Raw genomic sequence first — 15,385 nt, 5'->3', positions numbered from 1 at the left:
GTCGCCGCTCCCTCATGTCCCCGTCTTTACCCGGAGTGTGTCCGTGTCCGCGAATTCCGCTTCCCCTGCCGAACCCAAGCCCGGGTTCCGGATACCGAAGTTCCTCAAGATCCCCTTCTGGGCGCAGATCCTCGGCGGTCTGGTCCTCGGCGTACTCCTCGGCTGGCTCGCCCGCAGCCAGGACATCAGCTGGCTGGTCACCACCCTGTCGAAGGTGGGCGACACCTTCATCGGCCTGCTGAAGCTGGCCGTCGCCCCGCTGGTGTTCTTCGCGATCCTCATCTCGATCACCAACCTGCGCAAGGTCAACAACGCCGCCCGGCTCGCGACCCGCACCCTGCTCTGGTTCATGATCACCTCGCTGATCGCGGTCGCCATCGGCCTCGTCATCGGCCTGGTCACCAACCCCGGCGCGGGCACGGGCCTGACCCCGAAGGACGGCGCCAAGCCGGAGCACACGGGCTCCTGGATCGACTTCCTCACCGGGATCATCCCGACCGACGTCATCACGCCGTTCACCGAACTGAACGTCCTGCAGATCGTCTTCATGGCCGCCGTCGCGGGCGTCGCCATCCTCAAGATCGGCGACGAGAAGGCCAAGCCCGTCCTGGACCTCAGCGAGGCCGTCCTCGCGCTGCTCCAGAAGGCCCTGTGGTGGGTCATCAAGCTCTCCCCGATCGGCACCATCGGCCTCATCGGCTTCGCCATCGCGGACTACGGCTGGAACCTGATCAGCAAATACGCGACATTCACCGCGGACATCTACATCGGCTGCGCCCTGGTGATGTTCGGCGTCTACCCGCTGCTGCTCTCCACGGTCGCCAAGGTCAACCCGCTGCAGTTCTTCAAGGGCGCCTGGCCCGCGATCCAGCTCGCCTTCGTCTCGCGCTCCTCGGTCGGCACGATGCCGGTCACCCAGCGGGTCACCGAGCGTCTCGGCGTACCGAAGGAGTACACGTCCTTCGCGGTGCCCTTCGGCGCCACGACCAAGATGGACGGCTGCGCCGCGATCTACCCGGCGATCGCCGCGATCTTCGTCGCGCAGATCTTCGACGTGAACATGGGGATCAAGGAGTACCTGCTGATCGCGTTCGTGTCGGTGGTCGGCTCCGCCGCGACGGCCGGTCTGACGGGGGCGACGGTCATGCTGACCCTGACCCTCTCCACCCTCGGCCTGCCCATGGAGGGCGTCGGCCTGCTCCTCGCCATCGACCCGGTCCTGGACATGATGCGTACGGCCACGAACGTCGCGGGCCAAGCGCTGGTCCCGGTCGTGGTCGCGGCCCGCGAGAACATCCTGGACAAGGAGGCGTACGAGAGCGCCTCGTCCTCGCCGCTGGACGAGCCGCTGCCCGCCGCCGCGTGACCTCGACGGCCGCGTGGCCGTCTGCTGAGAACGTGCCCCGTACCGGAACCCCGGTGCGGGGCACGGTCGTTGTACGACAGCTGGCCGCTGGTTGATCTCCGGATGATGTCCGGGTGACCTTCGGGCGGGGCCGGGGCCGCCGTACGCTGGCCGGTGGACGGTTGGTGCGGAAGGCGGGGGCCGGGGTGGCGAATGTGAAGGCCGTGAGTGCCGTGAAGGCTGCGAAAGCGGCGAAGGCCGCGAAGGCCGCCAAGGCGGCGCCCGCCGCGAAGGCGGCCAAGGCCGCGAAGGGTGGGAGCGGGAGCAGAGCCGGCGGCGGGGGCAAGGCCGGGCGGCAGAAACGGATGCCGCGGGCCGTGCGGGAACGGCAGATGCTCGACGCGGCGGTGCGCACCTTCGGGCAGCGGGGCTACCGGGCCGCGTCCATGGACGAGATCGCTGAGCTCGCCGGGGTCTCCAAGCCGCTCGTCTACCTCTACCTGAACTCCAAGGAAGACCTGTTCACCGCCTGCATCCGGCGCGAGGCGGCCGCGCTCACCGAGGCCGTGCGGGACGGCGTGACCCCCGGCGCGCCCGCCGACCGTCAACTGTGGGACGGGCTGCGGGCGTTCTTCACGTACACCGCCGAACACCCCGACGCCTGGGCCGTCCTGCACAGCCAGGCCCGCACCGTCGGCGAGCCGTTCGCCGCCGAGGTCAACGTGTTGCGCGAGGAGATCGTCGCTTTCGTCACCGCGCTCATCGGGGACGCCGCCCGCGAGGCCCACCACGACCCGTCGCTGCCCGACCGCGAGGTCGCGGGCCTCGCCCACGCGCTGGTCGGTGCGGCCGAGTCGCTGGCCGGCTGGGCCAACGCCGAGCCGTCCGTCTCCGCGAACCAGTCCGCGGCGACGCTGATGAACTTCGCGTGGGCGGGCCTCGGCAACCTCATGGAGGGGCGGCCCTGGTCACCGCCGCGGTAGCTGGTGCGGTGCCTTTGTCGTCGCCGTCAGGTGCACCCGGCCCGACGGCCCGCGGAGCTCGAACGCGTCGCCGTCGGCGGCGTACGTCACCACGCCGGGCAGCAGGACGGGTGACCTGAACTCGGCCGCCAAGTAGAACGGTCTATCCAGTGAGGAGGTTATGGTCTCGGTCCCGGTCTCGCGGCGGTGCTCGGCCACGCAGCGCGCGAACGTCCACATGCCGTGGGCGATGGCACGCGGGAAGCCGAAGAGGCGGGCCGTGAGCGGGTGCAGATGAATGGGGTTGCGATCGCCGGACACGGCGGCATAGCGGCGCCCCCGATCCTCGGGAAGCCGCCACTCGGCGCGGGCGGGCAGCGGGTCGGCCACCGGCTGCGCCGGGGCCCGGTCCTGGGGCCGCCGGTGGCGGGACAGATAAGTGCTGCGGGACTCCCACACCGGTATGCCGTCGACGGCCGCGCGGGTGAGGACCGTGGCCTCGGTGCCGCGCCGGTGGGGTGTCAACTTCTCGGCGTACGTGGTGAGTTCGAGCTCGTCGCCGGGGAGCGGGGCGCGGTGCTGGACGATCTCGACGGACGTGTGCACGAGGCCGAGCAGCGGCAGCGGGAAGTCACGGGCCGCCATCATCCGCATGGCCTGCGGAAACGCGAGGACGTGCGGGTACGTGACGGGCAGTGGGTCGCCGCCCCCACGCTCGGCGGCAAACCCACAGACCCGCTCATAGGCAACGAGCCGTTCCACGTCGACCCGCACACGGGCGGATTGGGCACCCGGCAACGAGGCGTCCGCACGGGGCCGCTTGAAAGGGGACAGGACTGCACCCCGAAACAGGGTGAGCGCGAGCGAGGCCATGGGGGACCTTTCCGGACGCGTGAACGGCAGGGAAATGTGCTGGGTACCTGACCCTCGAAGGCCTACGCCCCGAGGAGGCTCTGGCCGCAGACCCTGATGGTCTGCCCGTTCACCGCTCCGGTGGCCAGCCACGCCGCCGTCTCCGCGACGTCGACGGGAAGCCCGCCCTGCCCGAGGGAGTTCATGCGGCGCCCCGCCTCGCGGATGAGCAGCGGGACGCCCGCCGTCATCCGGGTCTCGATGAAGCCGGGGGCGACGGCGTTCACCGTCACGCCGTACTCCGCGAGGGCCCGCGGTGCGAGGGAACGTACGAAACCGACGATGCCGGCCTTGCTCGCCGCGTAGTTGGTCTGCCCGGCGTTCCCGGCGATCCCCGCGATGGAGGCGGTGGCCACGATCCGGCCGCCCCGCCGGACCGTGCCGGACTTCAGCAGGAAGTCCGTGGTGCGCAGCACGCTCGCGAGGTTGACGTCGACGACCGAACTCCAGCGGTCCGCCGCCATGTTGGCGAGCCTGCGGTCACGGTTGATGCCCGCGTTGTGCACGAGGACGCCGAGCCCGTCCGGCAGCGCGGCGGCGATCCGCTCGCCCGCGTCCTCCGCGGTGATGTCGAGGGCAAGCGCGCTACCGCCGACGCGCTCGGCGACCCGGGCAAGGTCCGGCTCGGCCGACGGCACGTCGAGCACGACGACGTGCGCGCCGTCACGGGCGAGCACCTCGGCGACGGCCGCGCCGATCCCGCGTGCGGCACCGGTGACGAGCGCGGTACGCCCCGCCAACGGTCGGGCGGGATGGGGGAGTTCGGCGACCTGGGCGAGGTCGGATTCGCAGTCCGCCGCCGCCTCGTCCGCCGCCTCGATGACCTGCCCGCTGACGTACGCCGACTTGGGCGAGAGCAGGAAGCGCAGCGTCGCCTCGGCGGCGGGCGCCGACGGCGTACGCAGCAGCTGGACCGTCCTGCCCCGGCCGATCTCCTTGCCGAGGGAGCGGACGAAGCCCTCCAGGGCCTGCTGGGCCGCCGCCTGGTGATGGTCGGCGGGGGAGAGCGGCGCGCCCAGGACGACCACGCGGCCGCTCGGGGCTATGGACCGCACGACGGGGTGCAGCGTGGCGTGGACGTCGGAGAGCGCCGCAACCGTACAGACGCCGGTCGCGTCCAGAACGACGGCGGCGGGGCGACGGGCGCCCAGCGGCCCGGTGTGCGGGGGCAGACCCGTGCGCGTCAGCGTCTCGTGCAGGCCCGCGAGCGGAAGATCGCCCGCGGTGAGCAGCAGCAGCGGCCCGTCGAGGCGCGGCTGCCGCGGGGACCAGCGGCGCAGGGGCGCGGGTTGGGGCAGGCCGAGTCTGCGGGCGAGGAAGCGGCCGGGGGCGGTGCGGGTGAACGTCACGTAGCGGTCGGCCATGGGTCAAGCTCCCGGCTCGGTCGTGCTCGGTTCTGAAGTCGTGCGGTCCTGCGGTCCTGCGGTCCTGAAGCCCTGAATTTACTTCGGAGTAAGGTTACTTGGGAGTCAGGCGGCTGGTCGAGGGGGCGGCCGGGGAAGGATCGAGGGGTGAGAGCGCTCGCACGGGCGCGTTCGCCGGTCGGGCGCCGGGGGCCCGGGGCGGTGCCCGATCCCCTCGAATGTCACGCAGCGTGACTGACCTGAACGGGCGAGGTGGCCCGGGGCCGCCTAGGGTGACCGGAGGGGACCCGCACCTCTTGGAGGTCGCCGTGCGCAGCACACCCGCGCTCACCGCCGCCGCAGCCCTGACCCTCGCCCTCGCGGGCCTGCCGGCTGCGGCGGACTCGTCCGAGCCCGCGAAGCCGGACCTCAGGCGCTTCTACACGCAGAAGATCAAGTGGGCCGCCTGCAAGCCGGACGTGCAGAACCTGCCGGAGGACGTCACCAAGGACAAGGACGTGAGCTGCGGCAAGGTCACCGTCCCGCTGGACTACGCGAAGCCCGGCCGCGGCACCATCGGCCTGGCGCTGATGAAGGTGAAGGCGAGCGGCGACAAGCGCGGGTCGCTCCTGGTGAACTTCGGCGGTCCCGGCGGCGCGGGCGTCGCCGGGCTCGCGGGCGCCAAGAAGGACTTCGGGTACGTGGGCAAGGGCTACGACGTCGTGGGCTTCGACCCGCGCGGCGTGGGCCTCAGTGAGCCGGTGAGCTGCGGCGGGGAGCCGGAGGAGGACCCGCAGGCGGACGCGGACGACGCCGCGGCCGTGCTGCGGCACCTGCGTGAGGCGGCCGCGAAGTGCGCGAAGCACTCCGGTCCCGTACTGCCGTACATAGGCACCGTGAACGTATCCAGGGACCTCGACGTCATGCGCCAGGCGCTCGGCGACAAGAAGCTCAACTACCTGGGATTCTCGTACGGGACGCGGCTCGGGGCGGTGTACACGGCGCAGTTCCCGAAGAAGGTCGGCCGGATGGTGCTCGACGGCGTGGACACGCTGACGGAGAACGTGGAGGAGCAGGGCCTGGTCGGCGCGGAGGGACGGCAGACCGCCCTGGACAACTTCCTGCTGTGGTGCACCAAGAACGCCGGCTGTGTCTTCGGCGAGGACTCGCGGATGGCCCGGCATGCCATGGTCAAGCTCATCGACGACCTCGACGCCCATCCGCTCATGTCCATGGACGGCGAGGAGTTCACCGGCCAGGACGTGGTGGGCGTGCTCGGCACCGCGCTCTACAGCAGGCAGGCGTGGCCCGCCCTCTCGCAGGCGCTCGGCGCGCTGCTCGCCGACGGCGACCCGCGGGCGCTCCTGCGGATGGGCGGCGCGCTGGGCCACGGGCCCAGGGAGCGCACCGAAGTGCCCGAGGACAACTCCGACGCCGCCCTCATGGCCGTGAACTGCGCCGACGACCCGGACCGGCCCGACGCCAGACGCGTCGAGAAGGAAATCGGCCGCCTCCAGAGCGAGTTCGAGGAGGCCTCGCCCGTCTTCGGCAAGTCGATGCTGCTGCCCGTGCTGCTGTGCTTCGGGCGGCCCGCGGGCACGGACTTCATCCGCGACGACGTACGCGACGTCGACGCCCCGAAGTTCGTGCTCGTCGGCACGCGCGGCGACCCCGCCACGCCGTACCGCTGGACGGAGGAGACCGCCGAGCGGCTCGGCTCCTCCGCCGTCGTCCTCGACAACAAGGGCGACGGGCACACCGGGTACTTCGGGTCGAAGTGCGTGAAGGACAAGGTGGACGCGTTCCTGCTGTACAAGGAGGTGCCGGCCAACGGGAGTTCGTGCGCGGCGGAGTGACGGCGGCTAAGCGCTTCGCTGGATGTGCGGTGTTCATCCTGCGGGCCGGTGGGGGCTGGTCGCGCAGTTCCCCGCGCCCCTTACGGGGCGCGGTACCGCACCGGACTTCAGCAAGGCCGCTTAGATCCGCCCGGCGGTCGTACGGGCCGCCGTGTCCAGGCCCAGCATCGCCGCCTCGTCCGCGCTGCCCGGTTCCGCCTGGTACGTGACCAGGCGCTGCCCGCCCGTACGCGCCAGCGTCATCACCTCGTACGTGAGCGTCATCGGGCCGGCCTTGGGGTGTGCGAACCGCTTGACGCCGCCGCCGCGCTCGCGCACCTCGTACCGGTTCCACATGCGCACGAACTCCGGTGACTTCAGGCACAGTTCGCCGACGAGGGCGGCCAGCTGGGGCGAGTCCGGGTCGCGGCCGCCGACCGCCCGCAGGTGCGCCACGGACTTCGCGACGGTCTCCTCCCACGGCACGTACAGCTCGCGGCCGACGGGGTGCAGGAACAGATAGCGGGTCACGTTGCGCTGCTCGGCGGGCCAGTCCCACAGGCCCGGCAGCAGGCGGCGGCCCGGCACGTTCGCGGCCAGCATGTAGCTGTGCGGGCTCACCACGTACGCGGGCAGCGGGCGCAGGGCCTCCAGCATCCGTACGACCGAGTCGCGCACCGTGAACTCCGTGGTGGGGTGCGGCTCGGTGAGGCGGCCCGAGGCCAGCTCGGCGAGCTCGTGCAGCCGCTCGTGGGCGTCGCCGCACAGGTGCAGGGCCCTGGCCAGGGCGTCGATCACGGCCGGAGAGGGGTTGGTCTCGCGGCCGCGCTCCAGGCGCGTGTAGTAGTCGACGCTCACCCCGGCGAGCGTCGCCAGCTCCTCGCGGCGCAGGCCGGGGGTGCGGCGCAAGCCCGTGCCGGCGGGGAGGCCCGCGTCGGCGGGGCGGATCTGGGCGCGGCGGGCGCGCAGGTAGCGGCCCAGCTCTGTGCCGTTTCTGTCCGGTCCCTCCGGGGGCGTGCCGTGCGTCATCTGTCCAGTGTCCGTGACCCGGCGGAAAAGTGGGGGGCCGTGTCAGGGCCAGGAACAGCGCGGTCTGCCGGGGTGCGGGCGGGCGGCGGAGGGTGGAGGCGGCCCACCCGGCCGCCCACTTCGCACCACAGGAGTCCCGAATGCCGTCCACCCTCCGGCGTGCCCAGCGGACCGTCGCGCCCACGGAGCCCGAGCCGAGCCCGCCCGCAAGAACCGCGCAGGCCTCCGTCGCCCTCGTCGCCGCGCTGCTCGGCTTCACCGTCATCACCGTCGACGTGTCCGCCGTGAACATCGCCCTGCCCGGGATCCGGGCCGACCTGCACGGAGGCATGACGGGCCTGCAGTGGGTCGTGGACGCGTACACGCTGATGTTCGCCGCGCTGATGATCTCGGCCGGGGCGCTTGCGGACCGGGCCGGCGCGCGGCGCGCGTACGCCTGGGGCACCGGCCTGTTCGCGCTCGCCTCGCTGGCGTGCGCGCTCGCGCCGGACATCGGGACGCTGATCGCGGCCCGGGTGGCGCAGGGCGCGGCCGCCGCCGTGGTCATGCCCGCCTCGCTCGCGCTGATCCGCCAGGCGTACGACGACGCGCGGCGCCGCGCCCGCGCCATCGCGCTGTGGACGGTGGGCGGCTCGGTCGCGATGGCGGCGGGACCTGTCCTCGGCGGGGTGCTGTCCGAGACCGTGGGCTGGCGGGCGGTCTTCCTCCTGAACCTGCCCGTCGGCGCCCTGATCCTGGCCCTGCTGGCCCGTACGGCGCCGTCCCCGCGCCGCCCGGCCCCGCTCGACGTGCCCGGCCAGCTCACCGCCGTCGCCGCCCTCGCCGGACTCGCGTACGCCGTCATCGAGGGCGGCCACGCGGGCTGGACGGACCCGGCCGTCCTGGCCGCCGTGGCGGTCGCGGTCCTCGCCGGCTTTGCCTTCCACGCCGCCGAGAAGCGCCACCGCGCGCCCATGGTGCCGCTGCCGATGCTGCGGCAGCGCGAGGTCGGCGTCTCGCTCGCCGTCGGCTTCGCGGTGAACGCGGGCTTCTACGGGGTGGTGTTCCTGCTCGGCCTGTACTGCCAGCAGCTGCTCGGCATGTCGGGGATCACGACGGGCCTCATGTTCGTGCCGCTCGCGGTCCTCATCACGTCGACGAACCTCGTCTCGCCGCGCCTGGCCGAGCGCGTCGGCCGCCGCCCCGTGATCGTGACGGGCCAACTCATCCTGGCTGTCGCGATGTTCGCGCTGCTGCCGCTCGGCGCGGACACGCCGCTGTGGCTGGTCCTGCTGCTCCTCGTACCGACCGGCATCGGCGGCGCGCTCGCCGTCCCCGCCCTGACGGCCCTCCTGATGGACACCGTCCCCGCCCACCGCGCCGGCACGGCCTCCGGACTCCTCAACTCCCTGCGCCAGACGGGCGGGGCGCTGTCGGTGGCGCTGTTCGGCGCGCTGATCGGGGGCGGGGGCGGGGACACCTTCGCGGTGGGCGGGATGAGGCAGGGGTTGGTGGTGGTGGGCGTGACGCTGCTTGGCACGGCGGGCCTTTCGGGGTGGCTGCTGCCGCGGGGCGGGGCGAGGGCCTCGTAGGCACCCGCCCCTCCAAGTCCGCTGCGGTACGAGCGCGCCCTGAAGGGGCGCGGGGCTGTGACATGTGCGGCTCCGCCGCGTGGGCGCGACCAGCCCCCACCGGCTCGCAGATAAATGAGCGCCTAGCAGTTCCCCTTCGCCGGCTTCCCGGCAAACCGATCAGCCAACCACTGCGCAGCAAACGGCGACTGAGTGATGACCCCACTCACATGCTCCCCGAGCGGGCTGTGCCACTCCACATTCGCACCCTTCGCGCACCAGTCCGCGCGCACCTGCTTGCCGACTCCGTACGGAATGAGCTCGTCGGCAAGCGCATGGTAGAGGTACACCGGCGCGTCCGGAGCGCGAGTCCCGACCTGGGACTCGCGCAGCCGCTGCTGCCAGTCCGGCTGGTCGAGCGGGTTCCTGGTCGTCATGTCCTTGATCCGCTTGAACGCGCCGAGGACCGCACCGTCCGCCACGCAGCTGTCGCGCAGCTTGCCGATCAGGTCCTTGCCCGCCGGGTTCAGGTACGACTCCAGGTTCAGCTCGGGGAACGCCGCGTTCTGGCCGATCGCCGCCATGAAGATGAGGCCCGAGCCGTACGAGCCGTCGTTGAAGGCCGCCACCTTCATCAGGTCGCCGGGCACGCCGCCCGTCGCCGTGCCCTTGACCTTGAGGTCGGGGGCGTACGAACCGTGCAGCTCAGCCGCCCACGACGTGGCCTGGCCGCCCTGCGAGTAGCCCATGATGCCCACCGGCGAGTCCTTCGACAGGCCCGCCTCGGGCAGCCGGATCGCGGCGCGGGCCGCGTCCAGGACCGCGTGGCCCTCCGCCCGGCCCACCGTGTACGTGTGGTCGCCGGGGGTGCCGAGGCCCTCGTAGTCGGTGACCGCGACCGCCCAGCCGCGCAGGGTGAGCTGCTGGATGAGGTTCGCCTCCACGGTCGTGCCCCGGGGGAAGCCGGCGCTCGGCGCGCAGCGGTCGCCGACGCCGACCGTCCCGACGGCGTACGTGACCAGCGGGCGCGGGCCCGTGCGGCCGTCCTGCGGGACGATCACCGTGCCGGAGACCGTGTTCGGCGCGCCCTTCGCCGTGGTCGAGCGGTAGTGGATCTTCCAGGCCTTGGTGTTCGTGGGCTGGCCGGGGAGCGGGTGGAAGGCGCTCGGCTCGGAGCTGACGACGTCGCCGGGCGCGGCGGTGGCCGGGGACCGGTCCTCCGCGGTGGTCTCGGCGTGGGCGGCGGTCGTGAGGGTCGCGGCCGAGAGGCCTGCCGCGGCCATCAGGGCGAGGGCTCTGAAGCTGGTCCGTACGTGGAAACGGGTGCGTCCGTGCATGCGGCTCTCCCAACGGTTCGTGGGGGATGGGAAGTTCGGGGGAACGGATCGACGTGGAAGTACATGGGACGACGTGCAGGCGTCGACCGTAGTGACTCATGAGTAAGGTCCGTGCTGACGGGAAAGCTCAGCTTTGTTGACCTGGTGTATCAGCCCCGGTCGGCCGCGGCGGTGAACCCGCGCCGCGTGCCCCCGGCAAGTGGGTGCCGTCGGCCCCCGGTATCTGCGCCCGGTTCGCATCCGGTATCTCGGTCCGGTACGCCCCCGGCGCCTCCGCCCGGTACGCCCCCGGCGTCGTCCCCGTCCACCTCCGGAACGCCCGGTGGAACGCCGTGTCCTCGGAGAACCCGAGCCGCGCCGCGAGCTGCGCGATCGGCTCGCGCCCCTCCGCGAGCCCCGCTATCGCCGCGTCCCGCCGCACCGCGTCCTTCAGCCGCTGGTACGACGTCGACTCCTGCGCGAGCCGCCGGCGCAGCGTCGCCGGGCTCACCGCTAGCCGCGCCGCGATCTCCCCGAGCGACGGCAGCCGCGGCGACGCCCGCAGCGCCACGGCAAGCGCCCGCCGCACCTGTTCGGCGACCGTCGTCCCGTACTCCCGCCGCGACAGCAGGTCGAACGGCGCCCGGCGCAGCATCGCCGCCAGCGCGTCCTCGTCCCGCACCAGCGGCGCCCGCAGCCAGTGCGGGTCGAGGCCCGCGCCGGTGCGCTCCGCGCCGAAGCGGACCGGGCAGCCGAAGAGCAGCTCGTACTCGTCCTTGTGCGGGGGCGGCGGATGCCCGAAGTCGGCCCAGCGCAGCGTGATGCGGCGGCCGATCAGCCAGCTGCACAGCCGGTGCCAGATGATGACCAGGCACTCGGCGAGGAAGAAGTCCTGGTCGAGGTCGTTGCGTACGGTGAAGACGACGCCGTCGTCCGTGTGCGTCAGGGCGAGGTCGGGGCCGTCGGGGAAGAGGCCGTAGAACGTCACGCCGCGCTCCATCGCCGCCCCCAGATCGCGGCACCCCAGCGCGGCGTAGCACATCATCGCGAACGTTCCCGGCCTGCTCGGCGAGGAGCCGAGCCCGAGGAACTCGTCCTCGGTCGCGCGGTACAGCTCCCGGAAGAGCCGCGCGAACTGGGCGGCCGTGATGCGGGCCCGGTCGTCCCCGAGCAGCAGCGGCGGTATCTGCGCGGCCTGCAGCAGCGGCACGGTGTCGATGCCCCCGCGCTCGGCACCGCGCAACAGGGCCCGCACATGGTGCACGGTGATCGTCCGCCTGGCCATGACCATGACGTTAGCCGCGCGCGGCGGGCGCCTGAAGGGTGTGTTCGTAGCTGATCAGAGTTGGCCCAAAACACGGCGTGATCGCCTGGTCCCGGCGGCCGTTGAGCGCCGCGGTCAGCGGTGCTGACGTTTCGCGTCATGCCTCCCGGCCGACGGCGCTCCCTAGCGTCGTACGCATGACTCAGCCCTCCGCACCGCCCGTGGCCGAACGGCCCGGGACCCTGTCCATGCTCGCGGAGTGGGCGGCGGACCGCCACGGTGAGCTGCCCGCTCTGCGCTTCAAGCGCGACGACGCCTGGCAGGAGGTCTCGTACGAGGGGCTGCGCGCGGCGGTACGGGACGTGGGGTGCGCCCTTGTCGGGCTCGGCGTCGAGCCGGGCGACCGGGTGGGGATCCTCGCCGAGACGCGCGCGGAGTGGACGTACGCGCACTTCGGGGCCCTCGCGGCGGGCGCGGTCGTGGTGCCGGTGTATCCGACGGCCGGGGACGACGAGGTGGCCTGGGTCCTCGGCGACTCGGGCGCCTCGGTCGTGCTCTGCGAGGACGCGGCGCAGGCGGCGAAGGTGGAGCGGCTGCGGGGGAAGCTGCCGGGGGTGGGGCGGGTGGTCGTGATGACGGGGGCGGAGGCGTACGCCGATGCCGGGGCCGTCGTCGATGACGGCGCCGTGGGCGTGCTGTTGGCGCGGGCCGGGGCGCGCGGGCCCGACGACCCCGCGACCATCATCTACACCTCCGGCACCACCGGCCCGCCCAAGGGCTGCGTGCTCACCCACGGCAACATCGGTGCCGTGCAGGACGCCTCGCTGCCGCTGATCGAGGGCGGCCCCGGCGACGCCACGTACCTGTACCTGCCGCTCGCCCATCTGCTCGCGCAGCTCATCGAGTTCACCACTCTCATCGAGGGCGGCACCCTCGTGTACTTCGGCGGCCGGATCGAGGACGTCGTCGCCGAGCTGGCCGAGGCGCGGCCCACCCATCTGCCGTCCGTGCCCCGCCTCTTCGAGAAGGTGCACTCGGTGGTGCTCTCCCTCGCCGAGTCGCAGGACGGCGGGCGCGAGCGCTTCGAGGAGGCGGTACGGATCGGGGTGCTCGCGGCCGACGGGGCGCTGCCGGACGAGCTGCGGGACGCGCACGAGGCCGCCGACAAGACGCTGTACGGGCCGGTCAGGCAGGCGCTCGGCGGGCGCGTGCGCTGGGCGCTCACCGGCGGCGCGCCGATCGCCCCGCACGTCCTGGACTTCCTGCGGGCGTGCGGGATCCAGGCCTTCGAGGGCTACGGGATGACCGAGTCCGGCGGCGTCATCAGCCTCAACCACCCGGGGGCCGTGAAGTACGGGACCGTGGGGCGGCCCATCGCGGGCTGCGAGGTGCGCGTCGCGGACGACGGCGAGGTCCTGGCGCGCGGCGCCAACGTCTTCCCCGGCTACCACGCCGACGCGGCCGCGACCCGCGCCGCCCTCGACGACGACGGCTGGCTGCACACCGGCGACCTGGGCTCCCTCGACGAGGAGGGATACCTGCGGATCACCGGCCGCAAGAAGGACCTCATCATCACCTCGGGCGGCAAGAACCTCACCCCGTCCCTGACCGAACTCGCCCTCCAGGCCTCGCGGTTCGTCTCCCGCGCGGTGATGGTGGGCGACCGGCGGCCGCACCCCGTCGCGCTCATCACCCTCGACGCGGAGGAGGTCGCGGGGTGGGCGGCCCGGTCCGGCCACGCCCTCACCGAGCCGGTGTCGGCCGACCCACGGGTCCGCGCCCTCGTCCAGGAGGCCGTGGACGCGGCGAACGCGCAGGTGTCGCGGCCGGCCCGGATCCGCGCCTTCGCCGTACTCGACGAGGACTTCACGGTGGCGGACGGGCTCCTCACGCCGAGCTTGAAGGTGCGGCGGCGGGCGGTGACGGAGCGGTATGCGGGGGTGGTGGAGAGGTTGTACGAGGAGGGCTCGCGGGGGTGAGAGGGTCTAACTGTGAGAGGGGGTAACTCGGGGGATTGGTGCGCGAGTTAGAGCCTCTCGCTGGGGGCAGCCATATCGCGCCGGTTAGAGCCTCTCACCTACGGAAGTCCCGCAAGCCGCAGCAAGGCCGTCGCCCCCGCCGCCCCCACCACGACCACCGCGAACGGCGCCCGCCGCCACGCGAGCACCCCGCCGACCAGCACCCCCGCCGGCCGCGACCAGCCCGCGAAGTCGTGCCCCTCCATGAGCGCGCCGGTGGCGAGCAGCGCGACGAGCAGGACGGTCGCGGCGACGGCCAGCAACTCCTGTACGCGGGCGGGCAGTTCGACGCGTCCGTGCAGGAGGGGGCCCGCCAGGCGGAAGGCGTAGGTGCCGGCGGCGAGGGCCAGGACGCAGGCGAGGTAGGCGTTCACGAGGAGCTCCCGGAGTCGGTGGTGGCCGCGGCCGCGGGCCTGCGCCGCATCGCGACCAGGCCGAGCAGCGCGAGCAGCACCGGCGCCCCGGCCGGAAGGACCGGTGTGGCCGCGACCGCGATCACGGCACCGAGGGCCCCGGCGCGGCGCGCGTTCCCGTCGCCCCGCACCGCGGGAAGCACCAGCGCGAGCAGCACCGCGGGGAACGCCGCGTCGAGCCCGAACCGCCCGGTGTCCCCGAGCGCCGAACCGGCGAGGGCCCCCGCGAGCACACTCACGTTCCACACGGCGAACAGACCGATCCCGGATATCCAGAACGCGGCCTTCCGGCTCTTCCGGTCGGGCTGGGCGAGGACGAACGCGGCGGTCTCGTCGGTGATCAGGTGTGCCCCGATGAGCCGCGCCGCCCAGGACCGGCCGAGGCTGTCGGCGACGGCCAGACTGAACGCCGCCGTACGGGAGTTGAGCAGCAGCCCGGTCGCCGCCGCGGCCACGGCGCCGCCGCCCCCGGTGAGCACGGCGGCCGCGCTGAACTGGGCGGAGCCCGCGTACACGAGCAGGGACATGGTGACCGGCACCCAGAGCGGCAGCCCGCCCGCGACGGCGATCGCGCCGAACGAGACGCCGACGACGAGGTCGGCGGCCCAGACGAGCGCGATGTCGCGCAGGACGCCGGAGGGCAGGTCGGAGAGGCGGACGAACCCCGTCGTTCGGTCTGCGGGGTCATCCGTTCGGTGTGGCGAACGCATGGCCGTAGCATGGAACGACCGGCTCGCGTTCGTCAAGCCGAACGATTGGTACCCTGTAGCGAACGAAGTGACCTCAAGCGCGGGGAGGCGGAGCGCACCGCATGACCGACGAAGACGACAAGCCCACGCCTTCGCGGCTGCCCCGCGAGTGGATCGCCGCGGCCCTGCGCCGCGAGCGCGCCCGGGCCGGCCTGTCCCTGTCCGAGCTGGCCAAGCGGGCGGGCATCGCCAAGTCCACGCTGTCCCAACTGGAGTCGGCGTCCGGCAATCCGGGCATCGAGACGGTGTGGGCGCTGGCTGTGGCGCTGGGCGTACCGTTCAGCGTGCTCGCCGAGTCACCGGGCCCCGCGGTGACGGTGATCCGCGCGGGCGAGGGCCCCACCATGCACGCCGAGCAGGCTTCGTACGCGGGCACGCTGCTGTCCCCGGGCCCCTCCGGCGTGCGCCGCGACATCTACCACGGCGCGATGGAGCCGGGTTCGGTACGCGAGTCCGAGCCGCACATCCCCGGCTCGGTGGAACACCTCATCGTCAGCACGGGCCGCGTGCTCGCGGGCCCGAACGGGGAGAGGGTGGAACTGGGTCCGGGTGACTACATGTCGTACCGGGGCGACGTCCCGCATTCGTACGAGGCGTTGGTGCCGGGCACGACGTTCGTCCTGGTGATGCAGCACGTATAGCGCGCGGT

The 15,385-nt window shown here is 72.9% G+C and carries 13 protein-coding genes; 6 read left to right on the top strand and 7 right to left on the bottom strand.

Going from position 1 to position 15,385, the window contains the following annotated elements; all coding sequences use genetic code 11:
- The first annotated feature begins 37 nt into the window (after positions 1-37).
- Together AC0KTA_RS15995 and AC0KTA_RS15990 are read left to right on the top strand one after the other, a co-directional pair.
- Complete coding sequence (locus AC0KTA_RS15995) at positions 38-1,366, top strand: dicarboxylate/amino acid:cation symporter (RefSeq protein WP_481055788.1); 1,329 nt, start codon at positions 38-40, stop codon at positions 1,364-1,366.
- A gap of 344 nt (positions 1,367-1,710) precedes the next feature.
- Positions 1,711-2,328, top strand: coding sequence for a TetR/AcrR family transcriptional regulator (locus tag AC0KTA_RS15990; protein WP_481056440.1), 618 nt, complete (start codon positions 1,711-1,713; stop codon positions 2,326-2,328).
- Here AC0KTA_RS15990 and AC0KTA_RS15985 read toward each other — a convergent pair.
- Both AC0KTA_RS15985 and AC0KTA_RS15980 read right to left on the bottom strand, forming a co-directional pair.
- Positions 2,314-3,180 carry a MaoC/PaaZ C-terminal domain-containing protein gene (locus tag AC0KTA_RS15985; RefSeq protein ID WP_481055787.1) on the bottom strand — a complete coding sequence of 289 codons (867 nt, stop codon included), beginning with the start codon at positions 3,178-3,180 and terminating at the stop codon, positions 2,314-2,316. The two genes, AC0KTA_RS15990 and AC0KTA_RS15985, sit on opposite strands and share 15 nt — an antisense overlap.
- Positions 3,181-3,242: 62 nt before the next feature.
- A complete protein-coding gene (locus AC0KTA_RS15980) occupies positions 3,243-4,583 on the bottom strand; it encodes a 3-oxoacyl-ACP reductase (RefSeq protein ID WP_481055786.1) in 1,341 nt (446 codons plus the stop codon).
- 296 nt (positions 4,584-4,879) lie between these two features.
- Here AC0KTA_RS15980 and AC0KTA_RS15975 point away from each other — a divergent pair, with 296 nt between their 5' ends.
- Positions 4,880-6,418, top strand: a complete 1,539-nt coding sequence (locus AC0KTA_RS15975) for an alpha/beta hydrolase (RefSeq protein WP_481055785.1) — start codon at positions 4,880-4,882, stop codon at positions 6,416-6,418.
- Between the two features lie 120 nt (positions 6,419-6,538).
- Here the strand turns inward: AC0KTA_RS15975 and AC0KTA_RS15970 are convergent, their stop codons facing one another.
- Positions 6,539-7,426: a helix-turn-helix domain-containing protein gene (locus tag AC0KTA_RS15970; RefSeq protein WP_481055784.1), complete on the bottom strand. Its 888-nt coding sequence runs from the start codon at positions 7,424-7,426 to the stop codon at positions 6,539-6,541.
- 140 nt (positions 7,427-7,566) lie between these two features.
- On the opposite strand from AC0KTA_RS15970, the gene AC0KTA_RS15965 reads away from it, so the two are divergent.
- Complete coding sequence (locus AC0KTA_RS15965; protein WP_481055783.1) at positions 7,567-8,997, top strand: MFS transporter; 1,431 nt, start codon at positions 7,567-7,569, stop codon at positions 8,995-8,997.
- Positions 8,998-9,119: 122 nt separating this feature from the next.
- Here AC0KTA_RS15965 and AC0KTA_RS15960 read toward each other — a convergent pair whose 3' ends face one another.
- On the bottom strand, positions 9,120-10,313 hold the full coding sequence (locus tag AC0KTA_RS15960; protein ID WP_481055782.1) for a lipase family protein: 1,194 nt from the start codon (positions 10,311-10,313) through the stop codon (positions 9,120-9,122).
- A gap of 127 nt (positions 10,314-10,440) precedes the next feature.
- Positions 10,441-11,577 carry an AraC family transcriptional regulator gene (locus AC0KTA_RS15955; RefSeq protein WP_481055781.1) on the bottom strand — a complete coding sequence of 379 codons (1,137 nt, stop codon included), beginning with the start codon at positions 11,575-11,577 and terminating at the stop codon, positions 10,441-10,443.
- Positions 11,578-11,753: 176 nt separating this feature from the next.
- Here AC0KTA_RS15955 and AC0KTA_RS15950 point away from each other — a divergent pair, with 176 nt between their 5' ends.
- Positions 11,754-13,535 carry an AMP-dependent synthetase/ligase gene (locus AC0KTA_RS15950; protein WP_481055780.1) on the top strand — a complete coding sequence of 594 codons (1,782 nt, stop codon included), beginning with the start codon at positions 11,754-11,756 and terminating at the stop codon, positions 13,533-13,535.
- 98 nt (positions 13,536-13,633) lie between these two features.
- Here the strand turns inward: AC0KTA_RS15950 and AC0KTA_RS15945 are convergent, their stop codons facing one another.
- The gene (locus tag AC0KTA_RS15945; RefSeq protein WP_481055779.1) at positions 13,634-13,948 is read right to left on the bottom strand and encodes an AzlD domain-containing protein; all 315 of its coding nucleotides are present in this window, start codon (positions 13,946-13,948) and stop codon (positions 13,634-13,636) included.
- Positions 13,945-14,697 (bottom strand): AzlC family ABC transporter permease, encoded by a 753-nt coding sequence (locus AC0KTA_RS15940; RefSeq protein WP_481055778.1) that lies wholly within the window; start codon positions 14,695-14,697, stop codon positions 13,945-13,947. Before AC0KTA_RS15940 ends, AC0KTA_RS15945 begins: the two co-directional genes overlap by 4 nt.
- A 101-nt stretch (positions 14,698-14,798) precedes the next feature.
- Between AC0KTA_RS15940 and AC0KTA_RS15935 the strand changes: the two genes are divergently transcribed.
- Positions 14,799-15,377, top strand: a complete 579-nt coding sequence (locus tag AC0KTA_RS15935) for a helix-turn-helix domain-containing protein (RefSeq protein ID WP_481055777.1) — start codon at positions 14,799-14,801, stop codon at positions 15,375-15,377.
- The last annotated feature ends 8 nt before the right edge of the window (positions 15,378-15,385 follow it).

Source organism: Streptomyces sp. Y309 (assembly GCF_056712025.1).
This window is presented reverse-complemented; position numbering and strand designations above follow the sequence as displayed.

Excerpts from the sequence above, each read along its gene's own strand:
- AC0KTA_RS15990 (WP_481056440.1), top strand. The coding sequence starts at position 1,711 with ATGCCGCGGGCCGTGCGGGAACGGCAGATGCTCGACGCGGCGGTGCGC.
- AC0KTA_RS15985 (WP_481055787.1), bottom strand. The coding sequence starts at position 3,180 with ATGGCCTCGCTCGCGCTCACCCTGTTTCGGGGTGCAGTCCTGTCCCCT.
- AC0KTA_RS15980 (WP_481055786.1), bottom strand. The coding sequence starts at position 4,583 with ATGGCCGACCGCTACGTGACGTTCACCCGCACCGCCCCCGGCCGCTTC.
- AC0KTA_RS15970 (WP_481055784.1), bottom strand. The coding sequence starts at position 7,426 with ATGACGCACGGCACGCCCCCGGAGGGACCGGACAGAAACGGCACAGAG.
- AC0KTA_RS15965 (WP_481055783.1), top strand. The coding sequence starts at position 7,567 with ATGCCGTCCACCCTCCGGCGTGCCCAGCGGACCGTCGCGCCCACGGAG.
- AC0KTA_RS15960 (WP_481055782.1), bottom strand. The coding sequence starts at position 10,313 with ATGCACGGACGCACCCGTTTCCACGTACGGACCAGCTTCAGAGCCCTC.
- AC0KTA_RS15955 (WP_481055781.1), bottom strand. The coding sequence starts at position 11,577 with ATGGCCAGGCGGACGATCACCGTGCACCATGTGCGGGCCCTGTTGCGC.
- AC0KTA_RS15950 (WP_481055780.1), top strand. The coding sequence starts at position 11,754 with ATGACTCAGCCCTCCGCACCGCCCGTGGCCGAACGGCCCGGGACCCTG.
- AC0KTA_RS15940 (WP_481055778.1), bottom strand. The coding sequence starts at position 14,697 with ATGCGTTCGCCACACCGAACGGATGACCCCGCAGACCGAACGACGGGG.
- AC0KTA_RS15935 (WP_481055777.1), top strand. The coding sequence starts at position 14,799 with ATGACCGACGAAGACGACAAGCCCACGCCTTCGCGGCTGCCCCGCGAG.